The 17,918-nt window shown below is 46.4% G+C and carries 18 protein-coding genes and 1 other annotated feature; of the genes, 17 read left to right on the top strand and 1 reads right to left on the bottom strand.

Annotation, left to right across the window (positions count from 1 at the left end):
• Nucleotides 1-59: 59 nt before the first annotated feature.
• From J2Z65_RS05965 to J2Z65_RS05890, 16 genes are all read left to right on the top strand, one after another.
• Entirely contained in the window at nt 60-1,286 is a 1,227-nt protein-coding gene (locus J2Z65_RS05965) for a bifunctional 3,4-dihydroxy-2-butanone-4-phosphate synthase/GTP cyclohydrolase II (RefSeq protein ID WP_167053697.1), read from the top strand.
• Between the two features lie 49 nt (nt 1,287-1,335).
• Nucleotides 1,336-1,806 carry a 6,7-dimethyl-8-ribityllumazine synthase gene (ribH, locus tag J2Z65_RS05960; RefSeq protein WP_167053699.1) on the top strand — a complete coding sequence of 157 codons (471 nt, stop codon included), beginning with the start codon at nt 1,336-1,338 and terminating at the stop codon, nt 1,804-1,806.
• Nucleotides 1,806-2,447, top strand: a complete 642-nt coding sequence (locus J2Z65_RS05955) for a site-2 protease family protein (RefSeq protein ID WP_167053701.1) — start codon at nt 1,806-1,808, stop codon at nt 2,445-2,447. The genes ribH and J2Z65_RS05955 overlap by 1 nt, the downstream gene beginning before the upstream one ends.
• 15 nt (nt 2,448-2,462) lie before the next feature.
• A complete protein-coding gene (locus J2Z65_RS05950) occupies nt 2,463-3,254 on the top strand; it encodes a segregation and condensation protein A (protein WP_167053702.1) in 792 nt (263 codons plus the stop codon).
• Nucleotides 3,238-3,840, top strand: coding sequence for an SMC-Scp complex subunit ScpB (scpB, locus tag J2Z65_RS05945; RefSeq protein WP_167054409.1), 603 nt, complete (start codon nt 3,238-3,240; stop codon nt 3,838-3,840). The genes J2Z65_RS05950 and scpB overlap by 17 nt, the downstream gene beginning before the upstream one ends.
• Nucleotides 3,841-3,942: 102 nt before the next feature.
• Nucleotides 3,943-4,641, top strand: coding sequence for a DUF2953 domain-containing protein (locus J2Z65_RS05940; RefSeq protein ID WP_167053704.1), 699 nt, complete (start codon nt 3,943-3,945; stop codon nt 4,639-4,641).
• Between the two features lie 116 nt (nt 4,642-4,757).
• Complete coding sequence (gene ytfJ / locus J2Z65_RS05935; protein WP_167053706.1) at nt 4,758-5,252, top strand: GerW family sporulation protein; 495 nt, start codon at nt 4,758-4,760, stop codon at nt 5,250-5,252.
• A gap of 594 nt (nt 5,253-5,846) precedes the next feature.
• The gene (locus tag J2Z65_RS05930) at nt 5,847-7,040 is read left to right on the top strand and encodes a D-alanyl-D-alanine carboxypeptidase family protein (RefSeq protein WP_167053708.1); all 1,194 of its coding nucleotides are present in this window, start codon (nt 5,847-5,849) and stop codon (nt 7,038-7,040) included.
• A 61-nt stretch (nt 7,041-7,101) separates the two neighbouring features.
• Entirely contained in the window at nt 7,102-7,701 is a 600-nt protein-coding gene (locus J2Z65_RS05925) for a nucleoside recognition domain-containing protein (protein ID WP_167053710.1), read from the top strand.
• Nucleotides 7,702-7,707: 6 nt separating this feature from the next.
• A complete protein-coding gene (locus tag J2Z65_RS05920; RefSeq protein WP_167053712.1) occupies nt 7,708-8,241 on the top strand; it encodes a spore maturation protein in 534 nt (177 codons plus the stop codon).
• A gap of 61 nt (nt 8,242-8,302) precedes the next feature.
• The gene (locus J2Z65_RS05915; protein WP_167053714.1) at nt 8,303-9,049 is read left to right on the top strand and encodes a pseudouridine synthase; all 747 of its coding nucleotides are present in this window, start codon (nt 8,303-8,305) and stop codon (nt 9,047-9,049) included.
• 84 nt (nt 9,050-9,133) lie between these two features.
• Nucleotides 9,134-9,667, top strand: coding sequence for a thiol-disulfide oxidoreductase ResA (gene resA, locus J2Z65_RS05910; RefSeq protein WP_167053716.1), 534 nt, complete (start codon nt 9,134-9,136; stop codon nt 9,665-9,667).
• A gap of 36 nt (nt 9,668-9,703) precedes the next feature.
• The gene (gene resB / locus J2Z65_RS05905) at nt 9,704-11,365 is read left to right on the top strand and encodes a cytochrome c biogenesis protein ResB (protein ID WP_167053718.1); all 1,662 of its coding nucleotides are present in this window, start codon (nt 9,704-9,706) and stop codon (nt 11,363-11,365) included.
• On the top strand, nt 11,362-12,621 hold the full coding sequence (gene ccsA / locus J2Z65_RS05900) for a cytochrome c biogenesis protein CcsA (protein WP_167053721.1): 1,260 nt from the start codon (nt 11,362-11,364) through the stop codon (nt 12,619-12,621). The genes resB and ccsA overlap by 4 nt, the downstream gene beginning before the upstream one ends.
• A 38-nt stretch (nt 12,622-12,659) precedes the next feature.
• Nucleotides 12,660-13,373, top strand: coding sequence for a response regulator transcription factor (locus J2Z65_RS05895; protein ID WP_127451191.1), 714 nt, complete (start codon nt 12,660-12,662; stop codon nt 13,371-13,373).
• Nucleotide 13,374: 1 nt separating this feature from the next.
• Nucleotides 13,375-15,270: an ATP-binding protein gene (locus tag J2Z65_RS05890; protein WP_167053723.1), complete on the top strand. Its 1,896-nt coding sequence runs from the start codon at nt 13,375-13,377 to the stop codon at nt 15,268-15,270.
• 125 nt (nt 15,271-15,395) lie between these two features.
• Here the strand turns inward: J2Z65_RS05890 and serA are convergent, their stop codons facing one another.
• The gene (serA, locus tag J2Z65_RS05885) at nt 15,396-16,976 is read right to left on the bottom strand and encodes a phosphoglycerate dehydrogenase (RefSeq protein ID WP_167054411.1); all 1,581 of its coding nucleotides are present in this window, start codon (nt 16,974-16,976) and stop codon (nt 15,396-15,398) included.
• A gap of 73 nt (nt 16,977-17,049) precedes the next feature.
• Nucleotides 17,050-17,282: a binding site (T-box leader), on the bottom strand.
• Nucleotides 17,283-17,522: 240 nt separating this feature from the next.
• Here serA and J2Z65_RS05880 point away from each other — a divergent pair.
• On the top strand, nt 17,523-17,846 hold the full coding sequence (locus J2Z65_RS05880) for a rhodanese-like domain-containing protein (RefSeq protein WP_338111565.1): 324 nt from the start codon (nt 17,523-17,525) through the stop codon (nt 17,844-17,846).
• Nucleotides 17,847-17,918: the final 72 nt, after the last annotated feature.

Genomic DNA, 17,918 nt, shown 5'->3' with positions numbered 1-17,918 from the left:
TAAAGTTCAGGCTTACGAAGTCAGCTTTGCTAAAGCAAAGCTTTTAGGAGAGGTGAAAGATGACACAAATACGATTCAGTACAATTGAAGAGGCGCTGAAGGATCTCAATTTAGGAAAAGTAATCATTGCGGTGGATGATGAAGATCGTGAAAACGAGGGGGATTTTATCGCACTGGCGGATAAAACGACGCCGGAAGTGATTAATTTCATGATTAAGGAAGGCCGCGGACTTGTGTGCACCCCCATTACGGAAGAGCGTGCGAGGGAGCTTGACTTGCCGCCGATGGTAGCTAGAAATACAGATTATCATGGGACTGCCTTTACGGTTTCCGTCGATCATGTGGAGACGAGTACAGGGATTTCCGCGCATGAGCGTTCACGAACGGTTATGGGCTTGATCGATCCCAATACCAAACCGCAAGATTTCCGCAGACCTGGCCACATTTTCCCGCTGATTGCCAAGAAAGGCGGCGTACTCCGCAGGGCTGGACATACAGAAGCAGCGGTTGATTTGGCTGTTTTATGCGGTTCCTATCCTGCAGCTGTCATCTGTGAAGTCATTAAGGAAGACGGGACGATGGCTCGGGTTCCGGATCTCATGGAACTCGCTGAGAAACATGATCTGCGAATCATAACGATTCAAGATCTGATTCACTACCGCAATCAACAGGAGAAACTGGTTGAGCGCGAAGTCGAAATTAAGCTGCCAACGGATTTCGGCACATTTAAAGCCATTGCTTATACGAATCAGCTAGATAATAAGGAACATGTAGCCCTTGTTAAAGGAACTATTGACCCATCGAAACCCACTCTTGTGCGCGTTCATTCCGAGTGTCTGACAGGAGATGTCTTCCATTCTCACCGCTGTGATTGCGGGCCGCAGCTCGATGCTGCATTAAAACAGATTGATGAAGAGGGCAATGGTGTATTATTATATATGCGACAGGAAGGTCGCGGTATCGGGTTAATCAACAAATTGAAGGCTTATGCTCTGCAGGAGCAGGGATTCGACACCGTCGAAGCGAATATTAAGCTTGGCTTCGCTCCGGATCTTCGTGATTACGGAATTGGAGCGCAAATTTTGAAGGACCTGGGTATCACACAGCTGCGCCTGTTAACGAATAACCCGCGTAAAATCAAAGGACTTGAAGGTTACGGCCTAGAAGTCGTTGAACGCGTTCCGATCCAAATGGACAGCAAAGTGGACAACCTGAATTATTTGCAAACGAAAAAACAGAAGCTAGGTCATATGCTGAGTTTCCACGATTCAGGCAGCGGGATCTGAAAGCTACATCACTAATCACTTTTTTTATATAGAAAAGGAGAATCTTATCATGGCTACAATTTATGAAGGACATTTAGTATCGCAGAATTTAAAATATGGCATTGTTGTAGGACGTTTCAATGAATTTATTACTTCCAAACTGCTGGGTGGCGCACAAGATGCTCTCAAACGTCACGGCGTGCAAGAAAATGAAGTTGATATTGCATGGGTACCGGGCGCATTCGAGCTTCCTCTAATTGCTCAAAAAATGGCGGAAAGCGGAAAATACGACGCAGTCATTACGTTAGGAGCTGTCATTCGCGGATCAACTCCACACTTTGACTATGTGTGCAGTGAAGTAGCAAAAGGCGTATCTGCGATTAACCTGAAAACAGGCGTTCCTACGATTTTCGGTGTGCTAACGACTGATTCTATTGAACAAGCTGTTGAGCGTGCGGGTACTAAAGCTGGAAACAAAGGCTGGGAAGCGGCAGTAACAGCGATTGAAATGGCTAATTTGACGAAGCAATTTACTTCCTAATGCTTTCTTATTATCACCTGGAAACACTGCTGCCCCGGCTGCTCGCTTTTCTGATCGCAATGACGCTCCACGATGCAGCACATGCAGGAGCCGCTTGGTTGCTCGGAGACCGGACTGCCCGTGACGGCAAACGATTATCGCTTAACCCCTTGGTACATTTAGATGCCTTGGGGTTGGCTATGATTGTTTTCGGACCTTATGGCTGGTCGAAGAAAATGCCGGTTGAAGCTTTGAATTTTAAAAGGCCAAAACTGTACAATACGCTTGTGTTTGCAGCTGGTCCTTTTACCAATTTGCTGCTCGCTTTGTTCTTCTGGTGGCTCTATTTCTTTCTTCCTTCTTTTATCGTAGGAGGAGCATCCGAGTCGATCGTCGTTGAACAGTGGCGAGTCTATTTGCAGTACGGCGTCATTGTAAATCTCATGATTTGCTTTATACATATGTTACCGCTGTATCCGCTAGACGGTTGGTATATACTAAAAAGTCTTGTTCCTCCCAAGAGTCAAAGATGGATGGATCGCAATCAGCTCTATGCACTTATTCTTGTTATTGTTTTAATGATCACACCTGCAGGCCAGTGGGCGCTAGAACATATATATCCGTTTGCCGCGCAGTTTGTTATGAATATATTTTCACTATGACAAGGGGGAGAATAAATGAAAGTTACTTATAAGCTAGAAGCTTTTGAAGGCCCCCTTGATCTTTTGCTTCATCTTATCGATAAAAATGAACTTGACATTTATAATATTCCAATCAAAGAAATTACAGATCAGTACTTAGCTTACGTGCAAGCGATGCAAGAGTTAGAGTTGGAGATTACTAGTGAGTTTCTTGTCATGGCTGCCACACTACTCTCCATTAAAAGCAAAATGCTGCTGCCTAAGCCTCCTGTTATTGAATTTGATGAATATTTTGACGATATGGAAGACGAACTTGATCCTCGCGCAGAGCTTGTGGCCAAACTCATAGAGTATCGGAAATACAAATCTATTGCCGACATGCTGAGAGATAAGGAAGTAGAGCGCAGCTTAGTCTATACGCGTGAGCCGGAAGATTTGACGCCATTTCTGCCCCATGTGCAGGAGAATCCCGTTGAAGGGCTTGACGTTGCTGATTTGTTATTCGCTTTTCAGCGGACGCTGCGGAAACTTGCAAACCGCAATATAGTTACAAGGATTCGAAGAGACGAAATTTCCGTTAAAGAACGGATCAGAGAAGTTGTAGACTTGCTTAAAATGAAAGGCGGCAAACTGCTGTTTTCAAAGTTGTTTGATTACGAAATGACGCGGGAAGAGGTTGTTGTCACCTTTCTGGCGATTCTTGAATTAATGAAAATGAAAAAAGTCGTTTGCTTTCAATATCAATTATTTGAAGATATCGTCATTCAGTCCAAAGAGGAGGTTTCTGACATTGACGCTCAATTTTCCACAGATGAAATCAATTATTGAAGGGCTGCTCTTTGCCTCTGGTGACGAAGGGTTGGATGCCAAGCAGATTGCTGAGGTTATGGAGCTTGATTTGTATTTGGTTCGTGATTTGCTGAAAGATATGCGAACCGATTTCAAACGTAAGGGTAGAGGTATTCAGATTGTTGAGGTAGCTGGTGCCTACCAATTAACGACATTAGCTGAACATGCGCCATATTTCGAACGTCTGGCTTATACACCATCCCGTTCATCGCTATCCCAAGCTGCACTTGAGACTTTATCTATAGTTGCCTATAAACAGCCTATTACTAGAGTAGAGATTGAAGAGATACGCGGTGTGAAATGTGATCGCGCATTGGCTACTTTGACGGGAAAAGACCTTATTTTGGAAGTCGGGCGCGCAGATGCGGTCGGGAAGCCAATTTTGTACGGAACTTCCAAACAATTTCTAGAATATTTCGGTCTCAGCTCCATTCAAGAACTGCCGGACTCGGCTGGCTTCCAAGGTAGTTTTGATCTGGAAGAAGAAACCCGTATGTTATTTGACCGGATAGGCGGGGATCAGAAACAGATTACGTTGGACGATGTCTCGGATGAAACCGAATAACGCAAATGCATTTCATTTCCTTATTTAGCTCATACTAACTCCACCTGCCGGAAGTCACCTTCTTGCAGTGGAGTTTTTTTGTTAAGGGGGAGAGAAGGGTTGTTGTGGGTAGGGTTAGTGCTTCTTGTCGTCATCCTAGCTATCATCCTTGTGTTGGTCAGCTTTATTCGGGGAGAATTTTATTTCTCCAGAGTGAAAGATAATGACACACTTTCTGTGGAAATGCGTGCGTTATTTGGATTAATCCGTTATCGTTACGTCATTCCCATTATACAGTTCAGAGGGTTCACGAAAGGGATCCTGATCAAATCCGAGATTGTGAATAAAACATACGCCAAGCTAAAGGATGAAAGTAAGGATCATATTACGAAAGATAAAGTGATTCAATTCTATAAAGAGGCAAAAGAAGCTCTCGTGCATACCCTCAATCTGTATGATTGGACGAAGCAAACGTTAGCGAAGGTCGAGTGTACGGAGTTAAAATGGATTACACGCGTCGGGGTTGGGGATGCCCCGGAAACAGCCATTACGACAGGAGCGATTTGGGGGATCAAATCATCGCTACTCGGATTTACTATGCGCTATGTGCAGGTAAAGGCAACGCCGCGGGTTGATGTGATACCGCAATTTAATGCGAAGCATTTCTCAACCGAAGTGCGTATCGCAGGGCGTATCCGTGTTTGGTATGTGTTGTTTGCAGGCGTAAGACTCATGGTTAGAGCTTCTAAAGTAAAAGGTGGCATTCGCACATGGATCCAAATCGCACTCAAGGCAAGGTCAAGGCTGAAAACCGCTTCGTGATGTACATAACGATATTCCTCTAAGGGTATTCTAAAAAAGAACCAATATTGGTCATAGACGATTAAGCTTCCGATGCCAGTTTTTAATGGCGAAAAACGCTAAGGAGGAATATTATTATGTCAGAACACCCGATTCAAGGCCTCATGAAAGTCGCCATGGAAAATATCAAAGAAATGGTCGACGTGAACACGATTGTCGGTGATCCGGTTGAAACGCCGGATGGCAGTGTCATTATGCCGATTTCCAAAGTAGGCTTCGGATTTGCCGCAGGAGGCAGCGAATTTGTCACGGATTCCGAAATAGAAATTGAGGGCGGCTCAATCAACAAAAGTGATGCGTTGAATGCGAAAGTATCGCTTCCATTCGGCGGCGGTAGCGGCGGTGGGGTTTCCATTACGCCTATTGCCTTCCTCGTCGTTGGGAAAAATGGCGTGAAGGTTGTTCCACTCGACAATCAAACGCATATTCTGGAACGCCTCATCGATTCGGCACCGCAAGTTGTAGACAGAATTCAAAGCATGGTGAAAGGCTTCAATTCGAAGACGAATGTGCCCGGAGCAACCGCTGGCAATAATGTTACGAATATCGAAAATCAAAATTTCATCGTATAAGCGAGTGGGTTTCGTTGGAGCTGTCCTTTGTGGCAGCTTTTTTTATTTGCTGCGGGGCGATACCTGATTGCGCCTGATTAGCAAAATAGCGTAACACTAGGGCACTATTTCTTCGGAATCGAGGCATTTGAAATCATTAGGGGAACTACAGTTCGTTAATCATTCGAAAAAGACTAGAATTACCGTGAAACAACCAAATAAGGGATCACAGTTCCTGCGTCACCCCAATTCAGCTATTTCTGGCTAAATAGCGCCTCACAGTTCCTTTAACCTCAAGCCTGCTGCTCCAGTACCTTACTTACAGCAAGTAACAAAGTTACTCATAAACATGAGAAAGAAGCAGCAGTATTAGCGATACCAGCAAGGCCGGCAAAGATGACATTAGAGGTAGCGCCGATCATCGTTTCATTTCCCCTTTAGCTGTAACCCGTGCAAGCAGTTGTTAAACCTCATTTCGGTGGGGAACCCCCAAAATAGTAAAAACTAGCCTGCACTGGCAGGCTCCTCTCACAATCTCTTGGACATATCCCCATTTCAAAAGCATATACTTGTACAAAGTTTTGTCTTGTCTATTAGGCATGTAGGGGGATAACGATGAAGAAACGAGTCAAGTTCATCATTATGTGCAGCGCACTAATTAATCTATTGCTCACACCTTGGGCGCTAGTGGAAGCAGCACCGCCCGGCATTCATACGAATGCGGTAGGTGCCTCGCTCATCGACGTGGAGTCCGGACGTATTCTCTATAGTGAAAAAGGGGACACGCCTATGCGGATTGCCTCCTTGACCAAGATCATGACGGCAATTATCGCGATTGAACAAGGGAAATTGAACGATAAAGTGAAGGTCAGCAAAACAGCGTTTGGCAAAGAAGGCTCATCGATTTACTTGAAGCTAGGGGAAGAAATGCGGCTGCACGATATGCTGTATGGCTTAATGCTCCGCTCGGGCAATGACGCGGCGACAGCTATCGCGGAATATATAGGAGGAAGCGTGGACGGCTTCGTTTACTTGATGAATGAGAAGGCGCGTATGCTTGGCATGGATCATTCACATTTCACAAACCCGTCAGGCCTTGATGAAGGTGAAGGGCATCGTTCCAGTCCTAATGATATGGCGAAGTTGACGGCTTATGCGCTGAAAAACCCTGTGTTTAAAGAAATTGTCTCCACCAAGCTGAAAAAGGTGCCCAATCCGAATGAAGCCTGGGACTATTCGTGGCTGAACAAAAACAAGATGCTTTCCCTTTTTGAAGGTGCGGATGGGGTGAAAACAGGGTACACGAAGCTCGCCAAGCGCTGCCTTGTGTCCTCGGCAACGAGAGACGGACAACAGCTTGCAGTCGTCACGCTCAATGATGGCGATGATTGGGCCGATCACGCGAGACTGCTCCAGTACGGGTTTAAATACTATCCACTGCAAACGATCGTTAAGAAAGGCGATGCAATCGAGGGAACGCCATGGGTTGCGGGCAGAACGTTCTCGTATCCGTTAGCAGAAGGGGAAGCAGCGCAGTTGACTCATAACGTGACGCTCGTCGACCCTGCGTCAACGGAGTACCGGTTAGCCGAGCGAGGGACCTTGCAGTATTCGCTTCAGCAGAAGCTGATTCAGACGGTACCGATTTACGATAAAGCGAGTCCATTATTACAGGTTCAGAGCCAATCGACGTTCTCTTTCCAGGAAGGAAAGGCTTATCAAGAAACGCTACTAACGCATTACAGCTTCATTTGCCGGATGTTAATTCAGGAGCTGTTTTCAATCTCTACATCAAGGTGGGAGGATTAGAGGGCTCACGCTTTAGATAGTTGCGATGCCACACAAGCCAAATGAGAAGGAGGCTAACGATATGGTGAATTGGATTTGGTTGTTTTTTATCGTCATCGGCTTCGTCGTTGCTGCTTTGAACGGGAATGTCGAAGCGGTTACGCAAGCTGCTTTCGATGGGGCCAAGAGCGGCGTGACGGTCTGTTTTGGATTGATCAGCGTCCTTGTCTTCTGGATGGGCATGATGCGGATTGCCGAGGATGCCGGTATTTTGAGCAAGCTGGCCAAGTTGCTGCAGCCGGCGGTACGCTTTTTATTTCCAAGCGTACCCAAAAACCATCCGGCAATCGGCTACATCATGTCGAACATGAGCGCCAATATTCTCGGTCTTGGCAATGCGGCAACGCCAATGGGAATTAAAGCGATGCAGGAACTGCAAAAGTTGAATGCGGAGAAAGACACCGCAAGCACGGCCATGTGCACGCTGCTCGCGCTAAATACGTCTAGCATTACATTAATTCCTACGACACTAATTGCTATAAGGATGAATTACAATTCGGTCAATCCTGCGGAAATCGTGGGTACGACGTTGATTGCAACGATAATCTCAACGGCTGTCGCTATATTTGTGGATCGATGGTATCGAAGGTCTCGCTCTCCCATCCCTCCTCTGAAAGGATGATTATGCATGTATGCCTTCGTTTCGCTCATCTCTGCATGGGCCATCCCCATCATGATCGTGTTCATTCCTTTATATGCAGCCTACCGGAAAGTGCCTGTCTATGAATCGTTCGTCGATGGAGCCAAGGAGGGCTTTGACACGGCGATTAAAATCATTCCCCATCTGGTCGGAATGATGGTGGCCATTTCGGTATTCCGTGCATCGGGGGCGATGGATTTGTTAGTTGGCTGGATGCGCCCCTTCTTTGAAAGCATCGGCGTTCCTACCGAGGTGCTGCCGCTAGCTATATTACGTCCGATTACAGGAGCGGGCTCCCTCGCTTTTACGACAGATCTGATCGAACAGTTTGGCCCTGATTCGATGATTGGCCGGATCGCTTCGACGGTTCAAGGGAGTACGGATACTACCTTGTACGTGATAACGGTGTATTTCGGTGCAATCGGCATTCGTAAAGCGGGGTATGCGCTGAAGGTCGGGCTGATTTCAGATCTCGTCGGCTTCATTGCCTCAATTGTCATCTGTTATTTGGTGTTTACCTAAGGCGGCGCTCTTGTGATTTGCTGTCAACTCCGTTATCATTAGCTTGAGGTGAAAGCGGATAATGGAAAGACTGCAAAAGGTGTTAGCTGAAGCGGGTGTCGCATCCCGCCGCAAATGTGAGGAAATCATCACAGCTGGGCGTGTACAAGTGAACGGTGAAGTTGTGACAACGCTTGGCGTAAAGGTGAACCCAGCGGAGGATGAGATTAAAGTCGATGGACGAGCCATCGGCCAACAAAAGAAGATTTATGTCATTTTACATAAACCAAAGGGCGTCATTACAAGCGCGACGGATCCTGAGGGACGTAAAGTAGTAACAGACTTCTTACCAGGAATTAAGGAACGCGTGTATCCGGTCGGACGATTGGATTATGATACGGAAGGCTTGCTCATTTTAACGAATGACGGTGAATTTGCTCACTTGCTCACGCATCCGAAGCATCACGTACCGAAGACGTATCAAGCAACGGTTAAAGGGGTACCGCACGGAACGTTATTAGAGAAGCTAAAAACGGGCATACAATTAGAAGACGGGATGACAGCACCGGCTGAGGTTGAGTATGCGGACGTGAATTTAGAAAAGAATGAGTCCATCATTCAGATCACGATCTATGAAGGCAGGAATCGACAAGTCAGACGGATGTTCGAGGCGATCTCCTTCCCGGTGATCAGGTTGAAGCGGATTAAATTCGGTCCAATCTTTCTTACAGGCCTGCCAAGAGCGAAGTATCGCCACTTGACGCCTAAAGAGGTTGAGGAGCTTAGGAACGAAGCTTTCAAGACACATAACGTTCAAAAAGGCCAATAAGAATTGGCCTTCTTTTCGTTATAATAAAGGTATTACCCTATGTGAAAAAACTAACATGTTGAGAAAAAGCGAAGGTGATTAACCGTGGGTGCAAGAAAGAAATGGGTACAGATCGGGATCTTTGCGATTGTGCTTATTATTGGCGTGTTTACCATTATTACGAATTTGTCGGCTTCTGACAGTAAAAAATATCCCCAAGTCGGTGATAAAGCGACAAATTTCTCATTGGTCGGCTTAGATGGCAAGACACATGAGTTGTCGGATTTCAAAGGTAAACCGGTTTTGATTAATTTCTGGGGCACGTTTTGTCCGCCGTGCAAGGAAGAAATGCCTGCGTTGCAAAAGCAATATGACAAATGGAGCAAGGAAGGCGTTATTTTTCTTGAGGTAAACGTCGACAAGAATAAAGTGACCGTGCAGGGCTTCATGGATCAGTATAAGTTAAACATGCCAGTGCTGCTTGATGCGAAGGAAGTTGTACGTAAGCAATATGGCGTCATGGATTATCCGACGACCTTCTTTATCGGTACGGACGGTAAAGTGGCTGTCAAAAAAATCGGACAAATGACGGAAGCTTTTGTTGATGAAACGCTTACGAAGATTGCCGGCAAGTCTTGAATCGGCCCAAATGCTTAGAGTTTTCAGGAGGTCATCATGTTCTACAACACCAAATGCGATTGTGGGCATCAGAATCCCACAGGAACTACGCTCTGTGAATCCTGCGGAAATCCGCTGATTGATACGGACGGCAGAGATATACTCGAAATGCGCTACGACGGTATGGCCCGCCGCTCACAGAAATCAAACCCCTCTATTTTAGATAAAGTCTGGAATTTCTTTTCCTCGGTTAAAATAGCGGTATGGATTATTATCTTTACGTTGCTGGCATCTGCCGTTGGTACGATATATCCGCAAGAAAACACGTTCTTGGATATGGATCCCGCACAGTATTATTCGGAAACGTATGGGAAGCTCGGAACGATTTATCACTTTCTCGGTTTATCTCACACGTTTAACTCTTGGTGGTTCATTACGTTGCTATTTATGATCGGAACTTCACTGGTCATCTGCAGCTTGGATCGGGTATTGCCGCTTTATCGCGCTTTATCCAAGCAGCAAATCCGCAAGCATATCAACTTCCTTACTCGGCAAAAGGTCACCCTTGTGACAGATTTACCGCAAGGGACAGATGAGACAGAGTGGACCGATAAGCTTGGCGTGCTTTTACGCAAAAAGAATTACCGCATACATAAGGATGGAACGGCGCTGCTTGCCGAGAAATACCGATTTAGCCGCTGGGGTCCTTATATTAACCACATTGGACTCATTATTTTTCTGATCGGTGTTTTGATGAGGAGCATTCCCGGATGGCATATGGATGAGTATATGGGCATTTTGGAAGGTGAAACCAAAGCTATCCCTCATTCTTCCTATTTTATTAAAAATGAGAAATTTACGTTGGAGCTGTATGACGAAAAGGATTTGCCTGAAAGCATAAAGGCCAAGGGACAAGTCGTACCGAAAACGTATGAAACTCAAGCAGTCTTGTATCACTGCTCCGCGAATTGTGATGATTCTACGAAAGACCCTGTTTTGGAAGAAGTGCATAGAGCCGATATTCTGGTGAATCACCCTTTGGATTACAAAGGCTTGCAAGCGTATCAATTTGACTATAAAGCCACACCGCTGCTCATCTCGGTAAAACCGACGCTGAGCAATCCGGCAACGGGTGAAACATATGGAAGTTTCGATTTGCCGATGAACAATCCGAAGGATGTTTATCAAGTAGGACCTTACAAGCTGACATTGAAAGGGTTCTTTCCTGAGTTTGGTCTGGAGAAAGGACAACCTATCTCTAAGTCGAATGAGCCGAAAGCTCCGGCGTTTATTTTCAGCATTACAGGCCCAGGACTTGCTGCAAACGGTGAGCCGTACTTATATTTTCCAAGACAAATCGATAAAGAAGCGTTCTCGCAAGACACCATTAACGGCCCAATCAGCCAGAAGCTGAAGATTGCAGTAGGCTCCATGGAAGGCGTTCAGTTCGCCAACTATACGACCTACCTGAACATTCGAGTTGATAAAGCTATGCCTTATATTTGGGTAGGGTCTGCCATATTCATGATCGGGGTTATTATGGGCTTCTATTGGCAGCACCGCCGCATTTGGATTCGTATCGACGACGGAAAGCTTACATTAGGGGGGCATACGAATAAGAACTGGTTCGGCTTACGTAATGAAGTTGCAGCAGCCTTAAAGAAAAATAACATCGATGTACTGCCGAAATCATTAGACAATGGAGGGAACCAGGGGTGAATGTCAATTCAGTCAGCAGCACCTTTTTACTTATAGCGTTTTTCGTATACCTGGCAGCATTTTTGCTATTCGTCCTCTCGATTACAGGGAAAAAGTGGAGTAACCGGGATCCGGAGCAGCATCAGAAGCAGTGGGGGTTTGTTGCCTTCTTAACCTCCGTTGTCGGGTTTGCCTGCCAAGTCACGTTCTTCTTTACAAGATGGGTGGAAGGCAAACACATCCCAACTTCGAATATGTACGAATTCATGACCTTCCTTGGTATGATGATCATGCTCGCTTTCTTGATCGTCTATCTCATTTATCGTACGCCTGTGCTTGGCGTGTTCGCATTGCCGATCGGCTTTATTATCATTGCTTATGCCTCGGTATTCCCAAGCGAAGTTCAGCCTTTGATTCCAGCGCTGCAAAGCTACTGGCTGAAAATCCACGTCACGACAGCTGCGACCGGTGAAGCATTCTTTGGTGTTGGCTTCGCAGGCGGTCTCATGTATCTAATGCGCTCGGTGGATTACAAAGGAACATCCAAATTAGATAAACGCGAGCAAAGAGGCATAGAGCTGACCCTATTTTTCATCCTCATGCTTGTCGCCTTTATTGCTTCTATCTTTACATTCAACGGTGCAGGTTATAAAGCCATTTTCTCCAAGGAAGTTGCCGTTATGGATGCGCAAGGTCAGCAACAAACGAACATTCAAAACGAAACCTATGTCCTGCCACCAATTGTAAAACCATACGATACGAAGCTTGTTGAAATGAAGCCGTTTTTGGGCATGACGGAACCGCTGTTTACGGCACCGTCGTGGATGGAAGGCGCAAGTGCGGGACGTAAGTTAAACACCGTGATCTGGTCTGTTCTTGGAGGCCTTGTGTTATATTGGCTAGCACGACTCGTCGCACGCAAACCGCTGGGTGCCGCCATCGGACCTATCGTTAAAGGCATGGACCCTGAAGATCTTGATGAAATCAGCTATCGGGCGATCGCGATCGGCTATCCAATTTTCACCTTGGGCGCATTGATTTTTGCGATGATTTGGGCTCAGGAAGCGTGGGGACGTTTCTGGGGCTGGGATCCAAAAGAAGTATGGGCATTGATCACTTGGTTGTTTTACGCTGTGTTTTTACATCTTCGCTTATCCAAGGGATGGCAAGGCAAGAAATCTGCTTGGTTAACCGTTATCGGTTTTATCGTGGTTATGTTTACGTTAGTTGGGGTAAACCTTGTTATCGCAGGGCTGCACTCCTATGCAGGTGTATAAATCAATTGAACTTAATTCAGATAAGGATGTGAAGCTCCATGGAAATGAAAGCTAGCATACTCGTTGTTGATGATGAAGAAAGGATTCGCCGATTGCTCCGCATGTATTTGGAAAAAGAGGGCTATATCATTGAAGAGGCAGAAGATGGTGAGAATGCACTGCGCATGGCGACGGAGACGGACTATGACTTAGTGCTGCTCGATGTTATGCTTCCGGGAATTGACGGAATTGAAGTGTGCGCGCGCCTACGTCAGGTGAAGTCTACGCCGGTCATCATGCTAACGGCCAAAGGAGAGGAGACGAACCGCGTTAGCGGGTTTGAAGTTGGGGCAGATGACTATGTCGTGAAGCCATTCTCTCCTCGCGAGGTCATTTACAGGGTGAAAGCGATTCTGCGCCGTTCTTCAGCAACTGCGTATTTGTCCAAAGATGCAAGCTCTAGCAACAATATTGTGTTCCCTAATTTGATTATTGAACACGATGCCCATCGGGTAACGGCAGGCGGTCAAGAAGTAGCGTTGACTCCTAAGGAATACGAATTGCTGCATTACCTGGCTGTATCACCCGATAAAGTTTTCTCACGTGAGGAGCTTTTGAAGGATGTTTGGAATTATGAATTTTTTGGAGACTTACGGACCGTGGATACGCATGTCAAAAGACTCCGTGAAAAATTAAATAAAGTCTCCCCGGATGCTGCAGCGATGATTACGACGGTATGGGGTGTAGGCTATAAGCTAGAGGTGCCTAAATAACGTGTTTATACTCAGAAGCATCGTAGGTAAGCTTTGGTTGACTATTATTGGCCTAGTTGGGGTTGTTCTGCTCATACTAGGTCTTTTTCTTGTCAATTATATGGAGAATTATTTCTCGCAAGCGAAGGATCAAACCGCTAACATAGAGAAGCTGGCTCGGAACTTTTCAGATGAAGCTTCTCACCATATGTACAATGAACAGTTTTATCAATTGAGCAATGAGCTATTAGGCTTCCAGGATGCCAAAATGCTGGTCATTTCCAAGGATCTGAATGAAATGGTCATGCCATCTACACAAGGAAGCTCATTAAACATTTTCCATGTCACCGACTTATTTTCGAATGCCGAGCTTCAACGGGTATTTGCAGGCGAAAGCATCAGCAAGCCGATTAATAAGTCCAAAATAGGCGGTCTAAAGGCAGGGGAAGAGTATCTTGTTGTTGCTGTGCCTTTGAAAAACCTGCAGGGGAATATTGTTGGATCGACTGTTATTTACCAATCTTTGCAATCGCTTGAGGCGACGCAGTCCTACATGCTCAAATTGTTTATTTATGTCTCTATTGTAGGTTTTTTGATGACTACCTCTTTCGCCCTGTTCTTGTTCTCGCGGATTACGCGGCCGCTGCAGCAGCTGAAAAAAGCGGCGGATTTCATCACGATGGGTGAGTACGGAACTAGGGTACCCATTGTATCTAAAGATGAAATTGGGGAATTGGCCAAGACGTTTAACCATATGGGGGAGAAAATGCAGGAAAGCATCCGGGCACTTTCCCAAGAGAAAGAACATTTATCCAGTATTTTGCACAGTATGACCGATGCGGTTATCACCTTGGATGCGAACGGCTCTGTTATGCTGACCAATCCGCAAGGGGAGAAAATTGTGCAGGAGTGGAGCGAGATTGAATGGTCAGAAGATGATGAGGAGACCAAACGCTTCCGTAAACCGGATACAGCGCTCGGTGATTGGGGATTAACGAGCTATAGCAATCCGTTTTTGATTCCGATTCCAGTGCCGCTGATTCCGCTTTTTGAAGCGGTCGTAGAAGAATCCACAGAAGCCGCTACCAAGCTGCATGTGCAAAACGGGGTATGGTCAGTTGCTATGACGCCGTTATACATGAGCGAGCAAAGCGAGGAAGTGCGCGGCGCCGTAGCGGTGCTCCGTAATGTAACGGAGGAGGAGCTCCTCGACAAGCTGCGCAAAGACTTCGTGGCGAACGTGTCGCATGAGCTCCGTACGCCGATTTCGATGCTGCAGGGCTACAGTGAAGCCCTGCTGGATGACATTCCCTCCACGCCGGAGGAGCGCGTGGAGCTTGTGCAGGTCATCCACGACGAGTCGCTCCGCATGGGGCGCCTCGTCCGAGACCTGCTCGATCTGGCCCGGATGGAAGCCGGCCATCTCGAGCTGGTGTACAGGGAGGTCGAAGTCGACTCCCTGATAAGACGCATGCACCGCAAATTTTCGGTGCTGGCCAAAGAGCGCGGCATCGCGCTGAGCGTGACGCTGCCGGATAAACCCCTCATCCTCGGACGAGGGGATGAGGATCGGCTGGAGCAGGTGCTGACGAACCTGCTCGACAACGCTTTCCGGCATACGGCCACTGGGGCCCGTATTGCCATGAAGGCAGAGCCGGCTACGTACAAGAATAAGCCGGCAATCAGGATTGAGGTCTCCGACGAGGGGCAGGGGATACCTGCCGACGACCTGCCGTTCATCTTTGAACGATTCTACAAAGCGGATAAAGCCCGAACGCGAGGTTCATCGGGAGGCACAGGACTGGGGCTCGCGATCGTAAGAAACATCGTAGAAGCACATTATGGCTTGGTTACTGCTCAAAGCACGTTGGGGCAAGGCACGACATTCACATTGCTGCTGCCTTGTGAACCCATGTAATGTCACAAATTCGACACAAAAGAGGCGTTTGCTGTGAAATCTCACAGCAAACGCCTTTCATTTTGTAGAATATTCAGACAAAATCTTGTTGTTCGTGAAACACTTTGTACCTTTATAAGAACGAATTAGACTGTAAGTGCGCGAACATTCACGATTTCGTCTTGTGTCGCCAGTTCCGTCAACACTTCAGCAGGTGCTGGTTTGTCGATCGTCAGAACCATGATGGCGGATCCGCCGATCACTTTACGGCCTACTTGCATCGTTGCAATGTTTACGTTGTTGCTTCCCAGAAGCGTTCCGACGCGACCGATGATACCTGGTTTGTCGTTATGGGAGATAAGCAGCAGGTTTCCTTCAGCGGAGAAGTCAACCGGATATTGGTCGATTCGAACGATACGTTCGCCGTAACCGGAGAGTAAAGTTCCAGCAAGTGTTTTTTCTTCTTGTTTTGTTTTCACGGTAACCGTCACAAGGTTTGTAAAGGAGCTTGAAGTATTTGATGTTTGAACAACGATGTTCACATCGCGCGATTTAGCCAAGTGCATGGCGTTAACGATATTGATGCTTTCCAGTTGATTCTCGAAAACACCTTTTACAATATAACGAGTCAATTGGCTTGTATCTACATCGATCAGATCGCCCGCATAATTGACGACAATTTCATACACAGCGCCTTGCGCGATTTGGCCAAGAATGGAACCGATCTTTTCGCCAAGACCGAAGTATGGTTGAAGTTTGTTCAACACATTGGCTGGTACAGGCGGCAAATTGACAGCATTTTTGAACGGCTCATTGCGCAGAATATGAAGGACTTCTTCAGAAACGTCAATCGCTACGTTTTCTTGCGCTTCAATCGTGGAAGCACCAAGGTGAGGTGTTACGATTACTTTCGGATTGTTTAAGAACGGGTGATCGTTTTGTGGAGGCTCAACCTCGAATACGTCGAAAGCAGCGCCGGCTACGATACCTTGATCGATCGCTTCAACCATTGCCATTTCGTCAATGATACCGCCGCGAGCGCAGTTGATCAGACGCATGCCGGGTTTCATAATATCGAATTGCGGTTTGGAGATCAAGTGACGCGTTTCAGGTGTAAGTGGCGTGTGAACTGTGATAAAGTCAGCTTTCGCTACGATTTCATTCACCGTTCCAAGCTTAACTCCAAGCTTCTCAGCACGCTCTTCTGTCAAGAACGGGTCATAGCCGATAACTTCCATGCCGAATACTTTCGCACGTTTAGCTACTTCGCTGCCGATACGTCCCATACCGAGAATACCTAGTGTTTTGTAACGAAGCTCAACACCGATGAATTTACGGTCCCACTCGCCGCCGACAGTTTTCTTATAGGCTTGAGGGATCATACGAGCTGTGGACATCATCATGGCAAATGTAAGCTCGCAAGTTGCGATCGTATTGCCGTCTGGTGCATTGATCACGATAATTCCGCGTTTCGTCGCTGCTTCCAGATCAATATTGTCGACGCCTACGCCTGCGCGGCCGATTACTTTAAGCTTGGATGCCGCGTTCATGATTTTCTCTGTTACTTTTGTCTGGCTGCGAACTAGGAGCGCGTCATAATCACCTATGATGGAAACAAGCTCATCTTCGGATAGACCAGTTTGTTTAACCACTTCAACATCAGCTGCATCATAAAGCATTTGAATTCCCATGTCACTAATTGGATCGGATACTAGAACTTTGTACATCATTCGAACCTCCTTAGAATATGAACATAAAAAAAACTCCCAACCCTCCGGAACAGACACGGATGTCTATATCCAAAGGGACGAGAGATTGCTTTCGTGGTACCACCCTAGTTCGCTGCCCATTCGCATGGGAAGCCTCAATCGGTCTTGCGACCTGGAACTGTAACGTGTTCCTGTTCCGACTGCATCTACTAATATTCAATGCAATAACTCTGGAGTGCTCCGCAAAATGTTCGTTACCGATTCCCACCAACCATCGGCTCTCTGAAAACTACTTTACTTGCTTGGCTCCGTCAACGCTTTACTGTGATAGAATTTTCATTAGATTACCATGCGTTTGAAGTCGTGTCAATACATGTCGAATCATTTTAATCAATTTTACATGTAAGCCATATTTCTTAGAGACTGCAAAGCATTTTTGTTTATTTTAAAGCAAGGATGCTTATAAAGCAATGGTATTTTTGCTTGTATTTTGCCCTGTTTTTCGCTAATGTACTGAATAAATAGAAATTGCATGAGAAGCAGGCGAGGAAGGGGATTGCCATAGTGGACATATCTAGTATTCATCCGCAAAAATTTGTAGAAGCTTTGGATCAGCAAGCTTTGAAGGATAGCGTGATAATTGATGTAAGGGAACCTCATGAATGGGAATATTATCATTTGGAGGAAGCAACGCTTATCCCAATGGGGCAAATCCCTCATCGTTTAGGCGAACTGCCGGAGGATCAGGATATTTATCTCGTATGCGCACATGGTGTGCGCAGCTACCGGGTTGCCGAGTATTTGCAAGAGAACGGCATAGAGCGGGTTATTAATGTAGATGGCGGCATGGCCGCGGTAGCGATGCTGCGCGGTTTTCAATACGACTAAGTGTATTCCGGCACAAAAAAGGAGTTAAGCACCTTGCGGCCGCTTAACTCCTTTGCCTATTCATATCGTTGA

Source organism: Paenibacillus aceris (assembly GCF_017874035.1).
Taxonomy (GTDB): domain Bacteria; phylum Bacillota; class Bacilli; order Paenibacillales; family NBRC-103111; genus Paenibacillus_E; species Paenibacillus_E aceris.
Note: the sequence above shows the minus strand (reverse complement) of the source record. Positions and strands in the feature narration are given on the sequence as shown.